23 protein-coding genes are annotated in these 20624 nt (G+C 59.2%); 9 read left to right on the forward strand and 14 right to left on the reverse strand.

What is annotated here, in order from left to right; all coding sequences use genetic code 11:
* The first annotated feature begins 2 nt into the window (after positions 1–2).
* Genes ACW9UQ_RS00950 through rsmA form a run of 4 tightly spaced genes read left to right on the forward strand, consistent with a single transcriptional unit; the run spans position 3 to position 5177 of the window.
* Positions 3–2123, forward strand: a complete 2121-nt coding sequence (locus ACW9UQ_RS00950; protein ID WP_458929112.1) for an LPS-assembly protein LptD — start codon at positions 3–5, stop codon at positions 2121–2123.
* Between the two features lie 26 nt (positions 2124–2149).
* The gene (locus ACW9UQ_RS00955) at positions 2150–3382 is read left to right on the forward strand and encodes a peptidylprolyl isomerase (protein ID WP_458929113.1); all 1233 of its coding nucleotides are present in this window, start codon (positions 2150–2152) and stop codon (positions 3380–3382) included.
* Positions 3379–4344 (forward strand): 4-hydroxythreonine-4-phosphate dehydrogenase PdxA, encoded by a 966-nt coding sequence (gene pdxA / locus ACW9UQ_RS00960; protein WP_458929114.1) that lies wholly within the window; start codon positions 3379–3381, stop codon positions 4342–4344. Before ACW9UQ_RS00955 ends, pdxA begins: the two co-directional genes overlap by 4 nt.
* The gene (rsmA, locus tag ACW9UQ_RS00965) at positions 4341–5177 is read left to right on the forward strand and encodes a 16S rRNA (adenine(1518)-N(6)/adenine(1519)-N(6))-dimethyltransferase RsmA (protein ID WP_458929115.1); all 837 of its coding nucleotides are present in this window, start codon (positions 4341–4343) and stop codon (positions 5175–5177) included. Before pdxA ends, rsmA begins: the two co-directional genes overlap by 4 nt.
* A 54-nt stretch (positions 5178–5231) precedes the next feature.
* Here the strand turns inward: rsmA and ACW9UQ_RS00970 are convergent, their stop codons facing one another.
* The 3 genes from ACW9UQ_RS00970 to prfA form a co-directional block, all read right to left on the reverse strand.
* On the reverse strand, positions 5232–5801 hold the full coding sequence (locus ACW9UQ_RS00970) for a DUF4167 domain-containing protein (RefSeq protein ID WP_458929116.1): 570 nt from the start codon (positions 5799–5801) through the stop codon (positions 5232–5234).
* 401 nt (positions 5802–6202) lie between these two features.
* Positions 6203–7030 (reverse strand): peptide chain release factor N(5)-glutamine methyltransferase, encoded by an 828-nt coding sequence (gene prmC, locus ACW9UQ_RS00975; RefSeq protein WP_458929117.1) that lies wholly within the window; start codon positions 7028–7030, stop codon positions 6203–6205.
* Positions 7027–8082, reverse strand: coding sequence for a peptide chain release factor 1 (prfA, locus tag ACW9UQ_RS00980; RefSeq protein ID WP_458929118.1), 1056 nt, complete (start codon positions 8080–8082; stop codon positions 7027–7029). The genes prmC and prfA overlap by 4 nt, the downstream gene beginning before the upstream one ends.
* Before the next feature lie 80 nt (positions 8083–8162).
* On the opposite strand from prfA, the gene ACW9UQ_RS00985 reads away from it, so the two are divergent.
* Positions 8163–8462 carry a hypothetical protein gene (locus tag ACW9UQ_RS00985; protein WP_458929119.1) on the forward strand — a complete coding sequence of 100 codons (300 nt, stop codon included), beginning with the start codon at positions 8163–8165 and terminating at the stop codon, positions 8460–8462.
* On the opposite strand, the gene ACW9UQ_RS00990 is transcribed toward ACW9UQ_RS00985, so the two are convergent.
* From ACW9UQ_RS00990 to ACW9UQ_RS01000, 3 genes are all read right to left on the reverse strand, one after another.
* A complete protein-coding gene (locus ACW9UQ_RS00990; RefSeq protein WP_458929120.1) occupies positions 8412–8930 on the reverse strand; it encodes a DUF1499 domain-containing protein in 519 nt (172 codons plus the stop codon). The genes ACW9UQ_RS00985 and ACW9UQ_RS00990 overlap by 51 nt on opposite strands.
* The gene (ispG, locus tag ACW9UQ_RS00995) at positions 8930–10066 is read right to left on the reverse strand and encodes a flavodoxin-dependent (E)-4-hydroxy-3-methylbut-2-enyl-diphosphate synthase (protein WP_458929121.1); all 1137 of its coding nucleotides are present in this window, start codon (positions 10064–10066) and stop codon (positions 8930–8932) included. Before ispG ends, ACW9UQ_RS00990 begins: the two co-directional genes overlap by 1 nt.
* Before the next feature lie 80 nt (positions 10067–10146).
* Entirely contained in the window at positions 10147–11325 is a 1179-nt protein-coding gene (locus ACW9UQ_RS01000) for a helix-turn-helix domain-containing protein (protein ID WP_458929122.1), read from the reverse strand.
* Positions 11326–11425: 100 nt separating this feature from the next.
* Between ACW9UQ_RS01000 and ACW9UQ_RS01005 the strand changes: the two genes are divergently transcribed.
* Positions 11426–11602 (forward strand): hypothetical protein, encoded by a 177-nt coding sequence (locus ACW9UQ_RS01005; RefSeq protein ID WP_458929123.1) that lies wholly within the window; start codon positions 11426–11428, stop codon positions 11600–11602.
* 132 nt (positions 11603–11734) lie between these two features.
* Here the strand turns inward: ACW9UQ_RS01005 and ACW9UQ_RS01010 are convergent, their stop codons facing one another.
* From ACW9UQ_RS01010 to ACW9UQ_RS01020, 3 genes are all read right to left on the reverse strand, one after another.
* Positions 11735–12238 carry a MarR family winged helix-turn-helix transcriptional regulator gene (locus ACW9UQ_RS01010; RefSeq protein ID WP_458929124.1) on the reverse strand — a complete coding sequence of 168 codons (504 nt, stop codon included), beginning with the start codon at positions 12236–12238 and terminating at the stop codon, positions 11735–11737.
* An 85-nt stretch (positions 12239–12323) separates the two neighbouring features.
* Entirely contained in the window at positions 12324–12584 is a 261-nt protein-coding gene (locus ACW9UQ_RS01015) for an FAD assembly factor SdhE (RefSeq protein ID WP_458929125.1), read from the reverse strand.
* Entirely contained in the window at positions 12577–12945 is a 369-nt protein-coding gene (locus tag ACW9UQ_RS01020) for a helix-turn-helix domain-containing protein (protein WP_458929126.1), read from the reverse strand. The genes ACW9UQ_RS01015 and ACW9UQ_RS01020 overlap by 8 nt, the downstream gene beginning before the upstream one ends.
* Positions 12946–13097: 152 nt before the next feature.
* On the opposite strand from ACW9UQ_RS01020, the gene ACW9UQ_RS01025 reads away from it, so the two are divergent.
* Entirely contained in the window at positions 13098–14258 is a 1161-nt protein-coding gene (locus ACW9UQ_RS01025) for an MFS transporter (RefSeq protein ID WP_458929127.1), read from the forward strand.
* Between the two features lie 70 nt (positions 14259–14328).
* Here ACW9UQ_RS01025 and ACW9UQ_RS01030 read toward each other — a convergent pair whose 3' ends face one another.
* From ACW9UQ_RS01030 to ACW9UQ_RS01050, 5 genes are all read right to left on the reverse strand, one after another.
* Positions 14329–15063: an anti-sigma factor family protein gene (locus ACW9UQ_RS01030; protein ID WP_458929128.1), complete on the reverse strand. Its 735-nt coding sequence runs from the start codon at positions 15061–15063 to the stop codon at positions 14329–14331.
* Positions 15060–15569, reverse strand: a complete 510-nt coding sequence (locus ACW9UQ_RS01035) for an RNA polymerase sigma factor (protein WP_458929129.1) — start codon at positions 15567–15569, stop codon at positions 15060–15062. The genes ACW9UQ_RS01030 and ACW9UQ_RS01035 overlap by 4 nt, the downstream gene beginning before the upstream one ends.
* A gap of 354 nt (positions 15570–15923) precedes the next feature.
* Complete coding sequence (locus tag ACW9UQ_RS01040; RefSeq protein WP_458929130.1) at positions 15924–16445, reverse strand: GNAT family N-acetyltransferase; 522 nt, start codon at positions 16443–16445, stop codon at positions 15924–15926.
* 89 nt (positions 16446–16534) lie between these two features.
* Positions 16535–17221 (reverse strand): ribulose-phosphate 3-epimerase, encoded by a 687-nt coding sequence (gene rpe, locus ACW9UQ_RS01045; RefSeq protein WP_458929131.1) that lies wholly within the window; start codon positions 17219–17221, stop codon positions 16535–16537.
* A gap of 95 nt (positions 17222–17316) precedes the next feature.
* Positions 17317–18258: a YihY/virulence factor BrkB family protein gene (locus ACW9UQ_RS01050; protein ID WP_458929132.1), complete on the reverse strand. Its 942-nt coding sequence runs from the start codon at positions 18256–18258 to the stop codon at positions 17317–17319.
* 274 nt (positions 18259–18532) lie between these two features.
* Between ACW9UQ_RS01050 and ACW9UQ_RS01055 the strand changes: the two genes are divergently transcribed.
* A complete protein-coding gene (locus ACW9UQ_RS01055) occupies positions 18533–19669 on the forward strand; it encodes an ABC transporter ATP-binding protein (RefSeq protein WP_458929133.1) in 1137 nt (378 codons plus the stop codon).
* Positions 19666–20580: a carbohydrate ABC transporter permease gene (locus ACW9UQ_RS01060; RefSeq protein WP_458929134.1), complete on the forward strand. Its 915-nt coding sequence runs from the start codon at positions 19666–19668 to the stop codon at positions 20578–20580. Before ACW9UQ_RS01055 ends, ACW9UQ_RS01060 begins: the two co-directional genes overlap by 4 nt.
* The last annotated feature ends 44 nt before the right edge of the window (positions 20581–20624 follow it).

Below are 20624 nucleotides of genomic sequence, written 5' to 3' on the forward strand. Positions count from 1 at the left end.
ACATGCGCTTTCTATTGGGTCTTTTGCTGCTCTTTCTGCCGGTTACCGCGGTGGCGCAGGATATTGCCGGGTTGCTGGCGGACCGGGTTGAGGTGACGGATGACGGCAATCTGATCACCGCAAGCGGCTCGGTTCAGGTGACGTATCAGGGCCAGACACTTAGCGCGGTCTCTTTGACCTATGACCGCAGTGCAAACACCATCCGGGCCACCGGGCCGCTAAAGCTGACAACGACCGATGGTATTGTGTTATTGGCCTCGGCAGCAGACCTTTCGGCTGATTTTCGTGACGGTATCATTCGCGGCGCACGGCTGGTGCTGGATCGTAAGCTGCAAATTGCTGCCGTGGAGGGCCGACGGATCGCAGGCCGCTACAATACCCTTTACAAATCACTCGCCTCGTCCTGCCATGTTTGCGCCGATAACCCAACGCCGGTTTGGCGGATCCGCGCGCGGCGGGTGATCCACGATCAGGAAAAGCGCCGCATCTATTTTCAGGATGCCTATTTCGATGTGTTCGGTGTGCCCGTCGCCTACCTGCCAGCATTGCGCATTCCAGAACCCGGTGTCACGCGGGCAACCGGCTTTCTTGCGCCTGAGTTCCTGACCTCCGATATCTTCGGCTACGGGCTGAAGCTCCCCTACTATGTCACGCTTGGTGATCACGCGGATATCACTCTGGCCCCGTTCATCACCTCTGCAGAGGGCTTTTTGTTGGATGCGGAGTACCGCCAGCGGTTTCGCCGCGCCGGGTTGACCGTGTCGGGCGCACTGAAATTGAATGAAACGCTGGACGGCGGGCCGCGCGGATTCCTTGATGCAAGGGGAGAGGTTGAGCTAGGCCCCAACTTTCGCGGGACGTTCCGGTTGAATGTGGCCAGTGACAAGGCTTTCCTGCAGGAGTTCAACTATTCCGATACTGACCGCCTGGTCAGCTATGCACGGCTGGATCGGGTATCCCCCAACGACTACCTCGATTTCCGGGTAGAGGGGTATCAGACCCTGCGCGAAGACGAACTTCAGGACGAAGTGCCGTTTCTGTTGCCCGGTGCAGAGTATCGCCGCGTTGTCCCGGCCCGTGGTATTGGCGGGCGGATCGGGCTGACGGTCAATCTGGCCAATCTTGAACGGATCCAGGGTGGCGACCTGCTGCGCTTTGGTGGAAATGTGGACTGGCGCCGCGAACATGTCACACGCGGCGGGTTGATGATCGAAACTCTGGCAGATCTGAAATTCGACGCCTATCGCACCCGTAATGATATGCTTTTTGACGATGCTTTTGAAACCCGTCTGGTGCCAACAGCAGCGGTACAGTTACGTTGGCCGCTCAGCAAACGGACCCGCCGGGCCACTCATATTGTGGAACCGATCGCACAACTGGTCTGGTCAGACAGACTGCAATCCGGTCTGACACCGAACGAGGACAGCCTGCTGCCGGAACTTGATGAGACCAACCTTTTCGAGCTGAACCGTTTTCCTGGCCGCGACGCTGACGAAATAGGCTTTCGCGCCAATATTGGCGTGAACTACCAGATGATCCGCGACGGTGGCTGGAGTTTCGGTGCGACCCTTGGTCAGGTACTGCGGTTCGAGGAAAACCCTGACTTTCCAACCTATTCGGGCCTAAGTACCGCCGCGTCGGATATTGTCGCGGCGGCGTATCTGGAAACGCCTGGTGGGTATCGCGCGCTAGCCCGCGCCTTGTTCTCACCAGCTGATCTGGTGTTTCGCCGGGGGGAGTTGGAGTTCCGTTATGACAGCCCTCGGTTTGGAATAGATACCTCTTATGTGTACCTGGCCCCGGACCCGTTCACCCTGACCCCGGACCCATTGCCACAACGTCAGGAGTTTGACATCGGGGCGCGCTATCGTGTTGCGCCAAACTGGGAACTGTCAGCGAACTGGCGCTATGATCTGGCGGAAACCCAGACCACCGCCCTGAAGGGTGGGATTACCTATGGTAACGAATGCGTCCGGGTTCGCCTGACGGCAGAACGGCGTCTGACCAGCGCCAATAACGTGCCGACATCGACCAATTTCGGTCTGACAGTAAACCTGGCTGGACTTGGCAGTAAGGCAGATGATAACTGGCCTTCCAGACGCTGCGGTTCAGGGTTAAGGTAGCGGCGAAATTCAGGGGTATCTAGGCAATGCGTCAGCATTTGGCAGCACTTACAACGGCATTTGCACTGGCTTTTTCGGGACCGACGGTGGCACAAAACGCCAATCCGTTCGAACCTGCGCTGATCGTCAATGAGCGGGCCATCACCCATTTTGAGCTGGAGCAACGCACCTTGCTTCTGCTGGCCTTTGGCGCTGGTGGCGATGTGCGGGATCTGGCGCGCGAGCAACTGATCGGTGAGCGCCTGCAATTGCAGGCCGCCGACAGTCTTGGCATCGAACTGACCACCGAGCAGTTGGATGCAGGCTTTGACGAATTCGCCACCCGCCGCAATCTGACGCAGGAACAGGTTCTTGGTGCGCTTAGCGCACGAGGGATTGCGCCGGAAACCATCATGGATTTCCTTGAGGCTGGCCTGACATGGCGCGCCGTTATTCAGGCACGGTTCCGCCCTCTGGCAACGCCGTCCGAATCCGATCTGGATGCCGCGCTCGATTTTGCATCGCGCGGGGTTCAGGAAAGCGTTCTGCTGCAGGAATTGTCGATCCCGTTCGGCAACCAGGACGAGGCGCAGATTCAGGACCTGGCCCGACGCCTGTCACGTGAGTTGAACCGTGGGGGCAATTTCAACGCGGCCGTATCCCGTTACTCCCGCGCGGCATCACGTGCCCGTGGCGGTCGGCTGGGCTGGGTCGCGGCATCGTCTCTGCCGCCGCCAGTTGCCGGTCAGGTTCTGGCCCTTCAGCCCGGTGAAGTCACCGCGCCGATCCCGATCCAGCGCGGCGTGACCATCCTAAAGCTGCTCGACTACCGCGAAGAGCCGCGCAGCGCTCAGGAAAGCGGCGCGCTGACCGTGACTTATTCTCAGTTGATCATCCCCCTGCCCGCCAATGCCAGCGCGCAGGCCGAGGCCGCTGCCCGCAAACAGGCCGAAACCATCCGCCGCGATGCCCGGTTCTGTCTGGACCTGGATGAAAAGGCTGACGAATTCGGCTTTGGCTCTGGCCGCAGTGAACCAACCCCGGCCAATGCCGTGCCGCAGGATATCGCCTTGTTGCTGTCTGGCATGGATGCCGGCGATATCGAGATCCAGCGGGATTCGCGTGGTGTGGTTCTTGTGATGCTGTGTGGCCGCTCTGACGAAACCTCCCCCGAAGAGCGCGAGGCGCTGCGCCGCCGCCTGTTCAACGAACGGATGCAGACCTTTGCACAAGGCTATCTGCAGGAGCTGCGCGGCGACGCCGTTATTGAGGAAAAATGACGCGCGCCCTCGCGCTGACACTTGGCGATCCGGCCGGTATCGGGCCGGAGATCGCGCTGAAAGCCTACGCCAAGCTGAAAGATGACTGCGATTTCTTTGTCATAGGCGATGCCGACCTGCTGGCGCGGCTTGGTCAAGAGACTGGCACCCCTGTATCCGCCATTACCTCTCCATCTGAGCGGGCCGACGGCCTGCGTGTTCTGCACACCCCCCTGCCCGGCCCGATCACCCCCGGCCAGCCGACGCCCGCCAACGCCCCGGCTGTGGTGGAGTTCATCCGCACCGGGGTTGATCTGGTGCGAACCGGCGCGGCCTCGGCCCTTGTAACCAATCCGATCAACAAGGCCGCACTTTATGATGGGGCTGGTTTTGCGTTCCCGGGACATACTGAATTTCTGGCCGATCTGACCAATGCGCCTTTGCCGGTGATGATGCTAGGTTCGGGCGATTTCCGGGTCGTGCCAGTGACCATCCATATTCCACTGGCCGAGGTCCCGCGTGCCCTGACGGCGGACCTGCTGGCCGATACGATCCGCACGGCTGAGGCCGACCTGCGTCACCTGCTTGCCCTGCCCCATCCGCGTATCGCTGTGGCGGGCCTGAACCCGCATGCGGGCGAAGGCGGGGCCATGGGCGATGAGGAAATCAACCTGATCACCCCGGTGATCAAGACCCTGCAATCTGAGGGATTGGCGGTAACCGGCCCCTATCCCGCCGATACCATGTTCCACGCGGAGGCGCGCGCGCGCTACGATCTGGCGGTCTGCATGTATCATGATCAGGCGCTGATCCCGGCCAAGACAATTGACTTTGCCGGTGGGGTGAACACGACGCTTGGGCTGCCGATCATACGCACCTCTCCTGATCATGGGACAGCCTATGATATCGCTGGTCAGAGCATTGCTGATCCATCCAGCCTGGTTGCCGCCCTGCGTCAGGCCGCAGCCTTTGCCGCAGCATGACCGATCCGCTGCCCCCATTGCGAGAGGTCATCGCAACCCATGGGTTGAGCGCGCGTAAGTCGCTGGGGCAAAATTTCCTGCTGGATCTGAACCTGACCCGCAAGATCGCCCGGGCCACCGGGGACCTGACAACATGCGATGTGCTGGAGGTTGGTCCCGGTCCCGGTGGCCTGACCCGGGCCTTGCTGATGGAAGGCGCGCGCCGGGTTGTTGCGATTGAGCGGGACGACAGATGTCTGCAGGCACTAGAGGATATCGCAAGCGCATATCCTGACCGTCTGACCGTGGTGTCCGGGGATGCTCTACAGATCGACCCGGCACCGCATCTGACGCAACCGGTGCGCATCGCGGCTAACCTGCCCTATAATATCGGAACCGAATTGCTGGTGCGCTGGCTGACGCCCAAATCCTGGCCGCCGCTTTGGCAAAGCATGACCCTGATGTTCCAGCGCGAGGTGGCGGAGCGGATCGTCGCGACGCCGGGCAGCAAATCCTATGGCCGTCTGTCGGTTCTGGCGCAATGGCGGTCGGATGCGCGGATCGTGTTTGACCTGCCACCGCAGGCCTTTACGCCGCCACCAAAGGTCACATCTTCGGTCGTGCATCTTGAGCGGCTGAAAACACCGCGCTACCCGGCGGATGCTGACAAGCTGCAACGCCTGACGGCCGCGGCATTTGGTCAGCGGCGCAAGATGCTGCGAGCCTCGTTAAAGTCTCTGGCCCCGGATGCCGAGGCGCGGATCGCGGCCTGCGATATCGACCCGACGGCGCGCGCCGAAACGCTGACGCTTGAACAGTTCTGTCAGCTGAGCAACGCGCTCAGCGGCGTTTAACGAAAACGCCTGACCTACGACCTTGTCGGGTATTCCTGAAACTTACAGCGAAGCTTACTCTGCTGCCGGTGCAGCATCGCCCTCTTCGCTTGTGGCTTTGGCACGCGAAGACCGGCGCTTGCGCGGCGGCGGGGTAGTCTCTTCCGCGCTCGCGGTGCTGCTTTCGGGGGTTTCCACCAGACCGCTTTCGTCAGTGTTCAGAAAATCAACTTCAGCAAGGCTGCTTTCCGCAGGCGCGCGGTCATGGCCATTTGACGCCGGGGCCTTTTCAGCCGACGGCGCATCCTCAGCGGGCTGAGCCTGTTGCTGTTGCTGCGGTTGTTTCTGTTGCTGATCGCGGTTGCGCTGATCATTGGCAGCCTGTCGTTCCGCCATTTCACGCTGCGCTTCATTCAGCATACGCGTGTAATGCTCAGCGTGCTGCTGAAAATTCTCGGCCGCCACCGGATCGTTCGACAACTGCGCGTCATGCGCAAGGGTCTGATACTTTTCGATGATCTGCTGCGGGGTTCCCCGCACCTTGCCTTCGGGGCCAGAGCTATCAAACACGCGGTTGACGACGTTGCCGACACTACGGTTACGGTTATTCTTATTGCGCGAGCGCGACTTGTTGGAAGATCTCATCTCTTACGTCTTCTAGGGTTCCATGCCGGGATGCAGGCGATGTGTTTCCGCCAGGGGCAAAACCCGGTCTTTGCCATAATTTCGCTTAATGGTCCGCGGTGCGGAGGAATGCAGTATTCCCCGCCAGACACCAAAAGCTATACCTGTCAGGTGTTAAATATCAACTGCTTTTTTAGCAGATTAGCGGTTATTTGCAGCTTTCTGAGGTGTTTCGAAGGAAACCTATGGCGCCCTACGGTATGTCTGACACCTCAAACATCACCTAATGCGTTGAAATTTTTTACTCCAGGCGGCTCCAGATGAGATAGGTTTTCGCACTCGTCCTTAAAGACAGAATGTCTCGATGCGCAGTTAAAGGCACTTATTTTGCACGTGTTTCGACTTCGTCGGATGCCTAAGCATCAATCGTAACACTGTAGCAGAACAATGCGATCACGCCCGTCCATATCTGCTCGGCTTTCGGCATCCCAACCCGAAAACAAGTCACGAAGGGCGGGCCCCTGCCCTACACCATGCTCCAGAAGCGCCCGCCCGCCGGGCGTCAGATAGGTATCCAGCCCGGCAGCTATCGCGCGATAGGCCTCAATCCCGTCTGGGCCGGCTTCCAGCGCCAGATGCGGTTCCCAGTTGCGAACCTCGGGCGACAGGGCTGTCATTTCGGCGCTGGTGATATAGGGCGGGTTGCTGACGATCAGGTCAAACTGGCCCTCAAGCCCGTCAAACCAGCTGCCATGGTGAAAGATGACACGGTCCGCAACGCCCAGCCGGTCCGCATTCCGGGCCGCGACGGACAAGGCGGCCTTAGACAGTTCCACCGCCACCGCCCTTGTGTCGGGCCATTCAACCAACAGTGTCAGCGCAAGAATGCCGCTACCGGTTCCCAGATCGAGAATGCGCTTGGGCGCAGGGGCGTCCAATGCTGCGGCGATCAGGGTTTCGGTTTCCGGACGCGGGTCCAGAACGTCACCGGTAACGATGAAGTCACGCCCCCAGAACTGCCTCTGCCCGATGATCTGGGCGACCGGCTGACGGGCGATACGGCTTTCCAGCATCCGGTCAAAGTGGGCGGCCTGTGTCTCGGTCAACTTGTCCTCGGTCATCAGGCTGATACGTGCGGGATCGGCGCTCATCGCAGCCGCCAGCAACAAGCGGGCGTCGCGGGCAGCACCGTCGATACCGGCCCCGGACAACCGGGCCGCGCCAGCACGCAAAGCCTCAACCACAGTCATGGGTCGAGAGCAGCCAAACGCTCTGCCTGATCGGCGGCGATCAGTGCCTCGATCACCTCATCCAGATCGCCAGCAACCACCTCATCCAATTTATAAAGCGTCAGGTTGATGCGGTGGTCCGTTAACCGGCCCTGTGGAAAGTTATACGTCCGAATGCGCTCCGACCGGTCGCCCGAGCCGACCTGCCCGCGCCGTGCCTCGGCCCGTTCGTCGGCCAGTTTCTGGCGCTCCAGATCATAGAGACGCGCACGCAGCACCTGCATGGCACGGGCCCGGTTGGCATGTTGGGACTTTTCCGAACTGGTCACCACGATACCGCTGGGCAAATGGGTGATGCGCACCGCACTATCGGTAGTGTTGACGTGCTGGCCCCCGGCCCCGCTGGCCCGCATCGTGTCGATGCGAATGTCACCGGCAGGAATGTCGATATCGACCTCCTCTGCCTCGGGCAGAACCGCCACCGTTGCAGCCGAAGTATGGATGCGCCCGCCTCTTTCCGTCACCGGAACACGCTGGACACGGTGCACGCCGCTTTCGAATTTCAGCGCCGCAAAAACACCGTCGCCCTTGATCGATGCGACAACTTCCTTCAGCCCGCCGATTTCTGTCCGGCTGTCCTCCAGCACCTCAAAGCGCCAGCCCTTGGTTTCGGCATAACGCTGATACATGCGCGACAGATCAGCGGCGAACAGGGCAGCCTCGTCTCCGCCAGTTCCGGCGCGGATCTCAAGAATGGCAGGGCGCGCATCGGCGGCATCCCGGGGCAGAAGGGCCAGGCGCAGGGCGTCTTCCTCTTCCTCCCGGCGTTGTTTCAGCGTCTCCAGCTCATCTGCCGCCATCGCCTTCATCTCGGGGTCATTCAGCAATGCCTCCGCCCCCGATATCTCGTCCAGAAGGTCGCTATATGCGGCTATCCGGTCGGTCACCGGCTTTAGCTCGGAATACTCGCGCGACAAATCCGCCAGTTCCGCAGGTTCTGCCCCTTCGGTAAGTTTCGCTTCCAGAAACCGAAAGCGTTGTACAATTTTGTCGAGTTGTTCATCTGCGATCATCATGACATCCCTGACGGCAGTTTCAGAGGGGGTCAAGGCTCCGCCTCGCTCAAGGTGGAAAAATATGCTATGATTGATGTATGAAACCGCCAATCGCCGCCCTTATGGTACTGGCAATCGGCGCGGGACCAGCGACCGCGCAGACGGAAAAACGCGGCCTTTCCCTTGTGTCAAAAATCGACTGTTACTGCACCGATACCCAAGGGACACGGCGCGAAATGGGCGAAGAGATTTGCCTTTACGTCGACGGGCGGGCCTATATGGCGCGCTGCGTCATGGCGCTGAACACACCGTTCTGGAAAGACATCGGGGATGGCTGTCCGTCAGCCTCACTCGCTCGCGGCGGGCGTGGCGGCGATGGGTTCATCCTGTACGAATGACTCGATGGATTTGACCCAGCGTTCGACCCGCGCCTTGTTCACGCCCATATCCGAATAGCCGAACCGAGAGCGGGAATAAATCGCGATGGTCGAGGTACCGGTATCGCCCAGGTTATAGAACTGGACCGATATATAATCCGGGAACTGCAGGTATTCCGACCGCTGCACATAGGTGACCCACCCAGCCTGGGTAGACCCCGCAACACGTTCCACGCGCGGCTGGCCCATAACAAAACGGTCAAAGGCCTGGGACAGGGTGGCAGCGTCAACCGCATAAGTCGGCGCTTCCATATCCACACGGAACTTTGTCAGGTTCGACTGGATCAGGCGGAAGTCATTCGGCGTTTCAGAATTCGGCGCGTCGCGGGGGTCGACATGCCAGACTTCTGGATCATGAGCGACAGAGCGAATGAAGAAAACCGTATATGCCGACATCCCCAGGATGCCGAAGACAATGATGAGCAGCATTATCCGCATGTTTTGACCGCCGTCGCCTCCGCTGTATCTTCTATCTCACCGGCCTTTTTTTCAACGAGCGCAACGATATGGTCAATCATTTTCTCATTTGACAGGCGATGATCCTGCTTGCCTGCCAGATAAACCATACCATGACCTGCACCGCCACCCGTGAAGCCGATATCCGTCATTAAAGCCTCACCTGGGCCATTTACGACACAGCCGATGATCGACAGCGTGATCGGTGTACGGATATGCGCCAGCCGCTGTTCAAGTGCTGAGACCGTGTTGATCACATCGAACCCCTGCCGCGCGCAGGACGGGCAGGAGATGATGTTGACCCCGCGATGGCGCAATCCCAACGCTTTGAGGATTTCGAAACCGACGCGCACCTCTTCGACCGGATCGGCCGACAGACTGACCCTTAGGGTATCGCCAATGCCCATCCACAGCAGATTGCCAAGCCCGATGGCCGATTTCACGGTGCCCGATGACAGGCCGCCCGCCTCGGTAATACCAAGATGGATCGGCGCCTCGGTGGCGTCTGCCAGCCCCTGATAGGCCGCGGCAGCCAGGAACACATCTGAGGCTTTGACACTTATCTTGAACTCATGAAAGTCATTGTCTTCAAGGATTCGGATATGCCCCAGACCGCTTTCGATCATCGCTTCGGGACAGGGTTCGGCATATTTATCCAACAGATGCTTTTCCAGGCTGCCAGCGTTGACGCCAATGCGGATGGAACAGCCGTGATCCCGGGCGGCTTTGATAACCTCCCTGACCCTTTCTTCGCTACCGATATTGCCCGGATTGATGCGCAGGCAGGCCGCACCGGCCTCGGCCGCTTCGATGGCACGGCGATAGTGAAAGTGGATGTCAGCCACGATCGGCACCGGACTTTCGGCAACAATCTGATGCAAGGCTTTGGTCGAGGCTTCGTCCGGGCAGGACACGCGCACTATATCTGCCCCGGCCTCGGCGCAGGCCTGCACCTGAGCTACAGTGGCCGCGATATCGTCGGTCGGCGTGTTGGTCATGGTCTGCACCGTGATCGGCGTATTTCCGCCGACAGGAACGGGTCCGACATGGATTTGACGGCTTTTTCGGCGCTCGATATGGCGCCAGGGGCGGATGGCGGTCAGGGACATGGGCGGCCTTGCAATCGGTGTTGATGGTTTCCGACTGTCAGATAGTCCGGGAAGAGGCGCTTGTCACGCTGTTGCGCGCGTTATTCCACTTCGGCGCTGGCGGAACTGATCGTCGGTTGCAGTGCCTCGGGGATTTCATCGAGTGCTGGCATGGCTGAACGGACGTCATCAGCCAGCAATGAGATATTCTTGGCGACACCTGTGCCCTGTCCAATCGGGCCAAACACATTGTCTTCGACGATTACAAAGACATAACCCGAGTTACCCGAGCGTAGCAGTGGTGCGGCAATATCTTCCGGCACTTCATAGGCCTCGCCCGTCTCAAGAATTTTCTCGAAAACAACAGTACCATCTGCATCAGACACACGGATCCAGGCTGGTATTTGTGCGGCAACACGAACATTGGGGGCGACCCGTGTTTCGCGCACCACCGGCCCCTGTTGCGTGACGGCCTGCTGCAGGCCGGCATCCACATCGTGTACTGTATCATCGACTTCACTGGCCAAGGCGAACTGGCCAGCGCTTTGAGGATCGATATCAAGAATTGGACCGTCGCGGCTGGTGACCACAGGCACATCCAGTTCGCGCGGTTGATACAGGCGTCGGAGGTCCTGATCACGGCTACTGGTTCTGGCATCGGCCTGCAATTCAGGCAGAACCTGTTCTGTGCCAAGACCTGGTGCGGCAATCTCGGCCATTTCCGCCAAAGCACCAGGGCGCTGATCCAGGGGCGCAATCTCGACACGTTGCAGGCGTTCCACAACCTGGAGGCCGCCATAGCCAAGCCCCAGGATCAATGCGACCAGTACGGCCAGCGAGCCGAGCGCGGAAAACGACATCTCGCTGAAACGACCGGGCGCGGCGGCGGCATTTGCAGTCAGCGAGGCAAAGGACAGATCTGGCGCACTGGCGTCAGAGATAACATCGGTTTTGGCACCGGGCTCGCGTTTCGGTGTCAGCCCGGCGTTAACGCCGCTGAAACCGCTTTCATGGCAGAAGCGACCGAACACCTCTTCGGAATCAAGCCCCAGATAGCGGGCATAGGATCGTACGTAACCGGCAACAAAGCCCTTGTTGGGAAACACATCCGGGTCGCAATCTTCGATCGCAGCGATATAGGCGGCCTTGATCCGCAAATGGCGCTGAACATCAAGCAAGGAACGGCCAAGGGTTGCACGCTCTCCGCGCAACTCATCACCCAGCTTGAACTCATAAGAGTCAAAGCCCTTCAGTTCCGTATTTTCTTCTACGCCGCTCATGGATCTGCGCCAGACCCCTTGCCCACTCGCACACGAATCGTTTGCGTGCACCATTTGCCTGTTTTATCACAAGCTAACACGATTTCTTGCAGATGTTCACATGGGATTTGTTTTGGCGCAGGCAACCTACAACACCGCGCAACATTTAGCAAATATTGTGCGCGAGAAGATTGCGCGCACTAAATATGCCTATCAATCAGTTGCAAAATACGCCTGGTCAGCGATCAATCGCCGATCCTACGCCCGTTCTTCCTGCATGGTTCGAAGCCAGCTGTAAGCAAATCCATGATCACTGGGCCAGGACTCTACGGTACTCCACCCTCTTCAGATCTTATGGAGATCACAGTAGTTTTCTGCCGCCGCGCAGCTCATGCCGTATCAGACAATCTGGTGGCATGGATGGAAAGCCTCAGTAGATATACCGGATCTGATCCGTCCAATACCGCTCCATCCGGCGCAAGGAATGGTTGATTTCCTTTATGCCCAGATCACCCAGCACCCGCCGGTCGATAATCCCCGCGGCATGGCGTTCAAACAATGCACCCAACTTAAAGCAAACATCGCGCCCCTGTTCGGTCAGGCGCACACGCACGGCCCGCCGGTCGATGGTGCATTTCTGGTGGTGCATATACCCCGCCTCCACCAGTTTCTTAAGATTGTAGGAGACATTGGACCCCTGATAATAACCACGGGTCTTCAACTCCCCGGCGGTCACCTCATTGTCGGCGACATTGAACAGCAAAAGGGCCTGAACCGGATTGATGTTCAAAAGACCGATCCGCTCAAACTCGTCCTTGATGACATCCAGCAGCAGGCGATGCAGCCGTTCGACCATCGACAAGGTTTCCAGATAGCCGGTAAGGAAATCACTGCCATCATCGACATTCCCGACAACCGCATGGTCCAGTCGCATGTTCATCTCATACTCCGCCTGCCTATTCCGCTGACAGACAAATGGCGAACAAAATGAAATATTCAGTTAAAATGCGGGACGTTTATTATCTTTCCCGCAAATCATGGAATGTGCGAAGCTCTGCAATCATCGTTTCCAGCCCGTCCGGTGCGGGATCCTGCCCGCCAAACACCCCGAACAATGTCTGGTCATCAACCTCCAGAAGTGCCTCATAACGCTGGACCATTTCCTCATCCATCCCGGCAAGCCGCGCATCGGCAAAGGGCCCCAGGATCAGGTCCATCTCGCGCATGCCGCGCCGCCAGCTGCGGATACGCAGGCGTTTCAGACGAGCATCCTCAATCATTGAGAACCTCGCGCAGCCGCGTTTCAAGCTGTCCCAGACGTTTTGACAATCGCGACTGACTGCGCCGGATTTCCGACATATCTGCCAGAATGCTCTTGGCGACATCGACGCTGGTATCCGCCTCCGGATCCGGGCCTGCCCCGCTGATCAGCCAAACGACCGAGACATTCAGAAGACCCGCCAACATCTGCATGCGATTGCCGCGCGGCTCGGACCGGTCATTTTCCCAGCGCCCCAAAGTTTTTGGACTGACACCCAGACGACCCGACAATTGCTTTTGCGACAGGCCTGCATGCTCTCGTGCAAGGGTCAGGCGGTCGCCCAGCGTTGCTGTCATATCAGAATAGTCGTCCTGCTTCATTGCGTCTCCTTCGCGTTGGAGCCTGTCTAACCTACGCGATCCGCAATAGCCACCATGCGCCAGAAGCACCGCACATTTGCGGTTGATTTTATTCCGCCGGTGCCGCTTGTTGGATCGGATAAGTCCCGCCCCAGCTTTCACGGTACATGCTCATGACCTCCCGCATCCAGTTGCAGCCGCAGCATTTGGTATTTGCCGCATTCTATCTGTATGCGCTGGGGCTGGGCGGCGTGTTTCCGCGGCTGGGCGATCTGCAATTGGCGATGGGGATCGGCAAGGACGTTCTGGGTCGGGCACTGATCGGGGCCGCCCTTGGCACACAGGTCGCGCTGATGTTCGCCGGTCCCCTGATCGAACGAATGGGCTATCGCCTGACATTGATGATTGGCCTTCCGGCATTGGCTTTTTTCATGGCCCTCGCCGCAATGACCACCGGCCCCTGGGGATTGTTTGCCGTGCTGTTCTGTGCCGGATTGCAGATCGGCGCGGTGGAAATCCTTGTCAATCTAGAGGCCGACCGGGTGGAACATCAAATCGGCCGCCGGATCATGAACCGCTCACATGCTTTCTGGAGCTTTGGTTTCTTCAGCGCTGGTCTGATCGGTGCAGCGACAAAGCAGGCAGAGGTGCCTGCAGGTCTGCATCTGGGCATTATGGCGCTGCTGATCACCCTGATTTCCGTTATTCTGATGCGGCACTACCACCCTGCGCCTGCACGCATGACGGAATCCCCCTCTCCTCAGCGTTTTGTCCGCCCGACCGGGCCGATCCTGGTTCTGGTTGCCTTTACGCTATCGGCCATGTTGCTGGAGGGTGGGGCTGCGGATTGGTCGGCCATCTATATGCGCGATGTGTTTGCTTCCGCCCCGTTCACACAAGGCTTTGCCTTTGCCATCGGCGCGTTTGCGCAGGCGGTGACACGGTTCTTCGCCGATGGCCTCGTGGAACGGATTGGACCGGTTCGAGTGGCGCGGGTTCTGGTTGCTGTGCTGGCGGCGGGCGTGCTGGCGGTGACCTTTGCGCCGCATGCCTTTGTCGCCCTGGTCGGTTTTGCCCTGATGGGCATTGGCACAAGCGCAATGTTCCCACTTGCCATGTCCGCCGCCGCACAGCGCACAGATCGCCCGGCCCGGATCAATGTCGCAGCGCTTGCCCAGCTATCCTTTGTCACATTCCTGATCGCCCCACCACTATTGGGCGAGATCGCTGAGGCTTTCGGCATGCGCGCCAGTTTTGGCATCGGCATTCCGCTGGTGGTTCTGTCCTGGTTCACCTTGTCATCACTGGCGCCGAAACCAGAGGGGCCATCCTGACGCGGGAAGCCGCGCCCCTTAGCGCAAGTTGCGTTTGACCGGAAACAGACAAAACGCAACTTGCAGTAGATCAGACCTGCGTCGCGGCAGCAGTGGCAACGTCCTTTAGCTTTTGCGCCTCTTCTTCGCCGACGATCACATAAGCTGCGCCACCATCGCGCCATTCCACCATGGTGACACCATTGATCACATCTTGCTTAAACGCATCGGTCGCGGGCTTGTCGCTTTGGATGATACAAAGCGCAATCACTTTCCCACTGGCATCGGTATAGATCAGCTGCGCCGTCAGATCCGGTATCTGGAACGAAGCCCCCACGGTGTTCGACAACCAGGTCTGCAAGTGATCGGCCTCATCCGCGCCAACCTCAACCAGATGGCGTTTTTGACTGGCATAGACGACATGGTATTCGGCAATGTCCTGCAGCCAACCGGCCGAGGCGACCTGCATCCCGGCGGGGCTGGTGCTGCGCCCGGCCATGTAACCGCCGGTTCCGGCCAGTACCGCCAACACGGCCGCTGCCGCCATCGCCGCCCATCCGGGCAGACGCGACACTGTGGCGGGGCGTGCGGGTTTGTCGTCCTCGGCCTTCGGTGCCTCATCCAGGGCGCGGTAAAGCGCAAGGGGTGCAGGCTCGTTCAGCATCTCATCGAAGGCGTCACAGGCACTGCTATTGGCCGCGATCAGCATCTCCATCTCGGCTCGCGCCTCGGGATCGATCTCAAGCAGCTTTTCAACCCGGGCGGATTCTTCGGCCGTCAACTCGCCATCGAGATACGTGCTTAGTTTTTCTCCGATCTCGCTCATGATGTCACCTGTTCGGCAATCCTGAGGCCATCGGCCAAGGTTTTACGGGCGCGATGTATCCGGCTCATGACGGTCCCGATTGGAATTTCCATCAGATCAGCCACTTCGCGGTAACTGTAGCCTTCGGCGCAAACCAGCATCAGGACCGAGGATAACTCGGACGGCAAAGCCGCGATACCGGCATTGACCTCGCCCATCAGCACCTTGGTTTCGTCCTGCGCCTCGACCTGCAATTCACCGGTTTCGGCAGCATCGACAACCCCCTCACCGGTACGAACCTTGCGCTTGCGCAATTCGCTGAACCAGTGGTTCCGGGTGATGCGAAACAGCCAGCGATCCAGCGGCTTATCCGGATCCCACTGCGCCCGATTGGACAGCGCTTTCATGCAAACATCCTGAGCCAGATCATCGGCATCGGCAGCATCTCGGGTCAGCGTCCGGGCGAACCGTCGCAGACGTGGCAGAAGGGCAATTATTTCCCTTCGGAACTGCTCTGTTTCACTCATCCCACCCCCACAGGATTCTCTTACGTTCTGCGTAAGCCTGCCTGACCTTTCTGCGCAATCTGTAGCGTCAGCGCGGTCAGGACAACCCCCAACTATCACGTAAGGGAAACCAGCGAAAGCGGGCTCGCGCTGCGGCTCTGACCTGTCGGTCTGGTATGTCAGGCAAGCTTGAGGCATCGTGGCTCTGAGTGGTTTTGGTTTCACAAAGGGTACGCCCCGAAGGCCGGGTTTATTCCCGCAGGTCATCATTTGTGACCATCGGCAATGCGCCAAGGGACGCCTGGCGGACAATCTGTTGGGGGGTTACGCGAAACCGTCAAGCTGATCATCCGGGACAGGCTTGGGCATCCTACCTTAGTCACGCTCAATCGGGTGAACCCAGATTTCTGCATCAGGCTCATGCGGGGCCTGCGTTCCGTCAGTGACAGCATCCAGCCTTTTCGCAACCGCCTGTGAGCGCGTATTGCCTCGGTCTATGTAGCTGCATAAGCGATCCAACCCCAGTTCCTTGCAGGCCCATTCCTTCACCGCCATCGCCGCCTCTGTTGCATAACCGTGCCCTTCAGCGCCTTCGAACAGATGCCAGGCCAGCTCAATCTCGGGCCAGTTGGAATGCTTGATCAGGCCCACACGGCCAACGGGTTGCCCAGTCTGCCGCAAGGTGACGGTAAAAAAGCCAAAGCCGTGCCAATGCCAGTGTCCTATTCCTGCAAGAAACCCGAACCAGGCCTGTTCTTTCGTAACCGTCTCTCCCTGCGCGACCATGGATGGGGCACTGGTCATGAAGCGTGTGAACGCCGCCAGCTCACTCCGTTCGGGGCCACGCAGCACCAACCGTTTTGTCATGAGCGTCGGTGCAGTCGAAAGATTTTGCATCCGTTCCCTTTGCTTTCGCGGAGTATCTGTTTCCATAGCGCCAAAGGCCGCATATCGGCCTTACCCCATATAGCTGGACAAACTACAGATCACTCAGCCTTATTCGCAGCGGCACGAATGGCCCGAATGTTGTCGCCATAGACATCTGGGGTCCCGACAGAACCGCCCCGGAACACAGCCGACCCGGCGACCAGCACGTCCGCACCGGCGGCAGCCACCAAAGGTGCGGTGCCGGGATCAACACCGCCGTCAATCTCGATATGGATCGGACGGTCGCCAATCATGGCTCTCAGGCTGCGAATTTTCGATGTCATATCGATGAATTTCTGCCCGCCAAATCCCGGGTTCACCGTCATCACGCAAATAAGGTCTGTTAGATCCAGCAGATGCGAGACGGCTCCCGCCGGGGTGCCGGGGTTCAAGGCCACGCCCGCCTTCATTCCCGCGGCCCGGATGGCCTGCAAGGTGCGATGAATATGCGGCCCTGCCTCAACATGCGCCGTCAGAATATCGGCACCGGCCTCGGCATAAGCGTCGATATACGGATCGACCGGGGCGATCATCAGGTGCACATCCATGACGGTGGTCACGTGGCGGCGGAAAGCCTTTACTGCCGGCGGGCCGAAGGTGAGGTTGGGCACGAAATGGCCGTCCATCACATCCACATGCACCCAATCAGCACCTTGCGCTTCGATCGCCGCAATCTCGCGTCCGAAATCGGCGAAATCGGCGGACAGGATGGATGGCGCGATCTTGATGGAACGGTCGAATGGCATGGTTTTCCTCCAGCAGGCGTTCGGATTGATGCGTCTTTCCCCTATCGCGATGAAAAGTGCAACCGCCGCGCGCAGAACCCCAAGCTGCTGCGCCCTCAATCGCCCTTGGAGTTTTCGCCATCACCGGAGGGATTTGCATCACTTTGCTCAGGATCGGCGGACGCTGCGCGCAGCGCTCTCCCTTCAATCTCGGCGTTCAACTCTGCCCCAATCAGCACCACAAGAACCGTCAGCCACAGCCACAGCATCAGAACGATAACCCCGGCCAGCGCACCGAAACTCTCATTATAGCTGGTAAAATGTGAGACATAGATGGTGAAAGCGACGGAGGTGGCGACCCAGCTGAAAAATGCGAATAGCGCGCCCGGTGTCAGCCAGACCAGCCGGACCTGACGGCGTGACGGACCGAACCGATAGAGAACCGCAAGTCCTGTCAGGGCGGTCAGCGACAGCAATATCCAACTGCCGCCCCGCGCAGCCGCATCCGCCACCGGCCCCAGGGGCACATAGGCCAACAGAACTGGGATGCCCACCATGGCAATAGCGACCAGCACCAAACCAATGACCATAGCGATGGTCATCCCCAGAACGATCAGGTTCCGCAAGACAATGCCGCGGCTTTCCTGCACGCCATAGGCCACATTCAGCCCGTCACACAGCACATTGATCCCGCGTGAGGCAGACCACAGCGCAAAGGCGACGGAGACCACAACGGTAAGTTCCAAGCCGCTGGAGGCCGCAACCGACCCCGCCTGATCGCGGATGATGCTAAGCACATCCTCCGGCACAAGACCATTGAGCTGATCAAGTTGTTCAAGGATTTCCTGACGTTCCAGTACCAGGCCACCGATGGCCAGCACAGCCGTCAGCGCCGGGAACAGGGCCAGCAGGCAAAAGAAGGCGACACCGGCAGCGATCAGCGACAGCCTGTCCTTGCCGACCCGGCCCAAAACCCGAAAGGCAAGCGCAAACCACCGGGCAAGTGGTCCTTTTAGCATTGCGCGGATCGCGGTTCTGATCATACGCCCAGATGTCACTTCAATCCGCCCAAATGCAACGGTCTTCCTGTTCTGGCCTAGGTCGCGGGCGTGGCTTTGTCAGCACGCCAGCCCCTTACACGAAACCCGGTATCCACCCGTGGCGTCTGATATGGCAACGGCTTGGCAGTATTGCTACCCGGATTCCCAAAAACCGAAGGGTAGCTTAAGGCCCCACCAGCAAGTCCCGCTTCCGAAACAAGACTTTAGCACCGTCACAGTTCTGAGATGTAACCTCGCTATGGTCTTCCGCCAGAACGTGTTGAGTGTGGGCATGCAGCATCTACATCTAGCCGGAGTCGAAAAGGCTTTTGGTGATACCCCTGTGTTACGTGGCATTGATCTGGCAGTGGAGCCGGGGGACTTTCTGACCCTCGTCGGGCCGTCCGGCTGCGGGAAATCTACGCTGCTGCGCATCCTTGCTGGGCTTGAGGCACCGGATGCGGGCCGGGTTATTGTCGACGGTCGCGACATGACGGATGTACGGCCTGCGGCGCGCAATCTGGCGATGGTGTTCCAATCCTACGCCCTTTATCCGCATCTGACTGTGGCCGAGAACATGATGACGCCGCTGAAGCTGCGCGATCTTGGCACGGTGGAGCGCCTGCCGCTGCTGGGGCCATTGCTGTCACGCTCCAAGCGCACCGAGCTGCTGAAGCAGGTACACAACGTCGCCGAGACACTTCAGATCACACCGCTTCTGGATCGCAAGCCCGGCCAGTTGTCCGGCGGGCAACGCCAGCGCGCCGCTTTGGGCCGGGCCATGGTGCGGCGTCCCGAAGCCTTTCTGATGGATGAGCCGCTGTCCAACCTTGACGCCGCGCTGCGGGTCCATATGCGCGCCGAACTCAGCGAATTGCACCGGCGGCTGGAAACGACCTTTGTCTACGTCACCCATGATCAGGCCGAGGCACTGACCATGTCCACGCGCATGGCGGTGATGATGGGCGGGCGTATCCTGCAACTGGGTGCGCCGGATGAAATCTACACCAATCCCACCTCGATCGAGGTGGCGCGCTTTGTTGGCACGCCGCGCATCAACATCCTGCCGACCGAGGTGGGCCCGGACGGCGCACTTGGGCTTGAGGGGGAGTTGCTGCCGGTCAGGGTCGATGCCAAAGGACCGCTGCAGCTTGGCATAAGGCCAGAACATATCGCCCTTGCCCTGCCCCGCCGGGCCAAGCTGACCGCAAGGCTGAAGTTCCGGGAAAACCTTGGCGCAGATGTCTTTCTGCACGCCACCACAGGCGAAGGAAACGAAATCATCGCCCGCGCCCTGCCTGCCGAGGCACAAGGCCTGAATGAAGGCGACATGCTGCACCTGTCGCTTGATCCCACGAAAGTTTTGCTGTTCGGCCAGGATGGCCAGCGGGTGAATGCGACCACCCAGCCAGCGCGAGCCTACGCATGACGCGATCCCGCGCGCATCTTTGGTTCATCGGCCCTGCGGTATTTCTGATGCTGGCGGTGCTGATTGCGCCGATCCTGGTGGCCGCTGCGCTTAGCGTGACGGACTATTCGCTGGGCAATGACGGCGCGAGCTATGTCGGGCTGGAGAATTACGAGAACCTGTTCACCAAATCGACCTACAAAAAGATGTTCTATGCCAGCATCCTTTATGTGGTCATCGTTGTGCCAGCCTCGGTCATTCTGGGTCTGGGCACGGCACTGCTGATCAGTTCCGTCACGCGTTTTGGCGACCTTTACAAGACTATCTACTTCCTGCCGGTCATGGCCGCCCTACTGGCCATGGCCATCGCCTGGGAATTCACCCTGCATCCCACACTCGGCCTTTTGAACAAAACGCTTGAGCTGGGCTGTGGCACGTTTCTGGAACGGCTGGACTTTTTCGCAGAAGGCTGCGGGCGGACCTTCCCGGTATGGCTGGGCGACAAGCGCTACACGATCTGGATCATTGCCTTTATCGGCGTCTGGCAGGCCTTTGGCTTTAACATGGTGCTGTATCTGGCTGGCCTGACCTCCATCCCGCGGGAGCTTTACAACGCAGCCGATGTCGATGGCGCTGACAGCGGCTGGGAACGGTTTCGTCTGGTCACCTGGCCGATGCTGGGGCCGACCACGGTTTTTGTCGTGACGATCACAACCATCCGCTCATTCCAGGTGTTTGACACGATCGAGGCGCTGACCAGCGGCGGGCCGTCCAAGTCCACCTACCTGATGATGTACGCAATCTACGAAAAGGCCATCAAACAGAACCTGATGGGCGTCGGGGCGGCGATCACTGTCGTCTTCCTGATCTTCGTTCTGATCCTGACCCTGTTCCAGCGTTGGCTGGTCGAAAGAAGGACCCACTACACATGACCGAGATTGATCCGTTCCGCTTTACCATGGCCTGCATCTTCGGT

The sequence above is a fragment of the Halovulum sp. GXIMD14793 genome, from assembly GCF_054457435.1.

What these genes read in the sequence shown, in the direction of transcription:
- ACW9UQ_RS01055 (WP_458929133.1), top strand. Translation starts at nt 18,533, where the DNA reads ATGCAGCATCTACATCTAGCCGGAGTCGAAAAGGCTTTTGGTGATACC.
- ACW9UQ_RS01015 (WP_458929125.1), bottom strand. Translation starts at nt 12,584, where the DNA reads ATGATTGAGGATGCTCGTCTGAAACGCCTGCGTATCCGCAGCTGGCGG.
- ACW9UQ_RS00985 (WP_458929119.1), top strand. Translation starts at nt 8,163, where the DNA reads ATGAAACCGCCAATCGCCGCCCTTATGGTACTGGCAATCGGCGCGGGA.
- ACW9UQ_RS01005 (WP_458929123.1), top strand. Translation starts at nt 11,426, where the DNA reads ATGGGATTTGTTTTGGCGCAGGCAACCTACAACACCGCGCAACATTTA.
- ispG (WP_458929121.1), bottom strand. Translation starts at nt 10,066, where the DNA reads ATGTCCCTGACCGCCATCCGCCCCTGGCGCCATATCGAGCGCCGAAAA.
- ACW9UQ_RS01020 (WP_458929126.1), bottom strand. Translation starts at nt 12,945, where the DNA reads ATGAAGCAGGACGACTATTCTGATATGACAGCAACGCTGGGCGACCGC.
- prmC (WP_458929117.1), bottom strand. Translation starts at nt 7,030, where the DNA reads ATGACTGTGGTTGAGGCTTTGCGTGCTGGCGCGGCCCGGTTGTCCGGG.
- ACW9UQ_RS01025 (WP_458929127.1), top strand. Translation starts at nt 13,098, where the DNA reads ATGACCTCCCGCATCCAGTTGCAGCCGCAGCATTTGGTATTTGCCGCA.
- ACW9UQ_RS00955 (WP_458929113.1), top strand. Translation starts at nt 2,150, where the DNA reads ATGCGTCAGCATTTGGCAGCACTTACAACGGCATTTGCACTGGCTTTT.
- ACW9UQ_RS01060 (WP_458929134.1), top strand. Translation starts at nt 19,666, where the DNA reads ATGACGCGATCCCGCGCGCATCTTTGGTTCATCGGCCCTGCGGTATTT.
- rpe (WP_458929131.1), bottom strand. Translation starts at nt 17,221, where the DNA reads ATGCCATTCGACCGTTCCATCAAGATCGCGCCATCCATCCTGTCCGCC.
- ACW9UQ_RS00990 (WP_458929120.1), bottom strand. Translation starts at nt 8,930, where the DNA reads ATGCTGCTCATCATTGTCTTCGGCATCCTGGGGATGTCGGCATATACG.
- pdxA (WP_458929114.1), top strand. Translation starts at nt 3,379, where the DNA reads ATGACGCGCGCCCTCGCGCTGACACTTGGCGATCCGGCCGGTATCGGG.
- ACW9UQ_RS00950 (WP_458929112.1), top strand. Translation starts at nt 3, where the DNA reads ATGCGCTTTCTATTGGGTCTTTTGCTGCTCTTTCTGCCGGTTACCGCG.
- prfA (WP_458929118.1), bottom strand. Translation starts at nt 8,082, where the DNA reads ATGATCGCAGATGAACAACTCGACAAAATTGTACAACGCTTTCGGTTT.
- ACW9UQ_RS01010 (WP_458929124.1), bottom strand. Translation starts at nt 12,238, where the DNA reads ATGCGACTGGACCATGCGGTTGTCGGGAATGTCGATGATGGCAGTGAT.
- ACW9UQ_RS01040 (WP_458929130.1), bottom strand. Translation starts at nt 16,445, where the DNA reads ATGCAAAATCTTTCGACTGCACCGACGCTCATGACAAAACGGTTGGTG.
- ACW9UQ_RS01000 (WP_458929122.1), bottom strand. Translation starts at nt 11,325, where the DNA reads ATGAGCGGCGTAGAAGAAAATACGGAACTGAAGGGCTTTGACTCTTAT.
- ACW9UQ_RS00970 (WP_458929116.1), bottom strand. Translation starts at nt 5,801, where the DNA reads ATGAGATCTTCCAACAAGTCGCGCTCGCGCAATAAGAATAACCGTAAC.
- ACW9UQ_RS01035 (WP_458929129.1), bottom strand. Translation starts at nt 15,569, where the DNA reads ATGAGTGAAACAGAGCAGTTCCGAAGGGAAATAATTGCCCTTCTGCCA.
- ACW9UQ_RS01030 (WP_458929128.1), bottom strand. Translation starts at nt 15,063, where the DNA reads ATGAGCGAGATCGGAGAAAAACTAAGCACGTATCTCGATGGCGAGTTG.
- rsmA (WP_458929115.1), top strand. Translation starts at nt 4,341, where the DNA reads ATGACCGATCCGCTGCCCCCATTGCGAGAGGTCATCGCAACCCATGGG.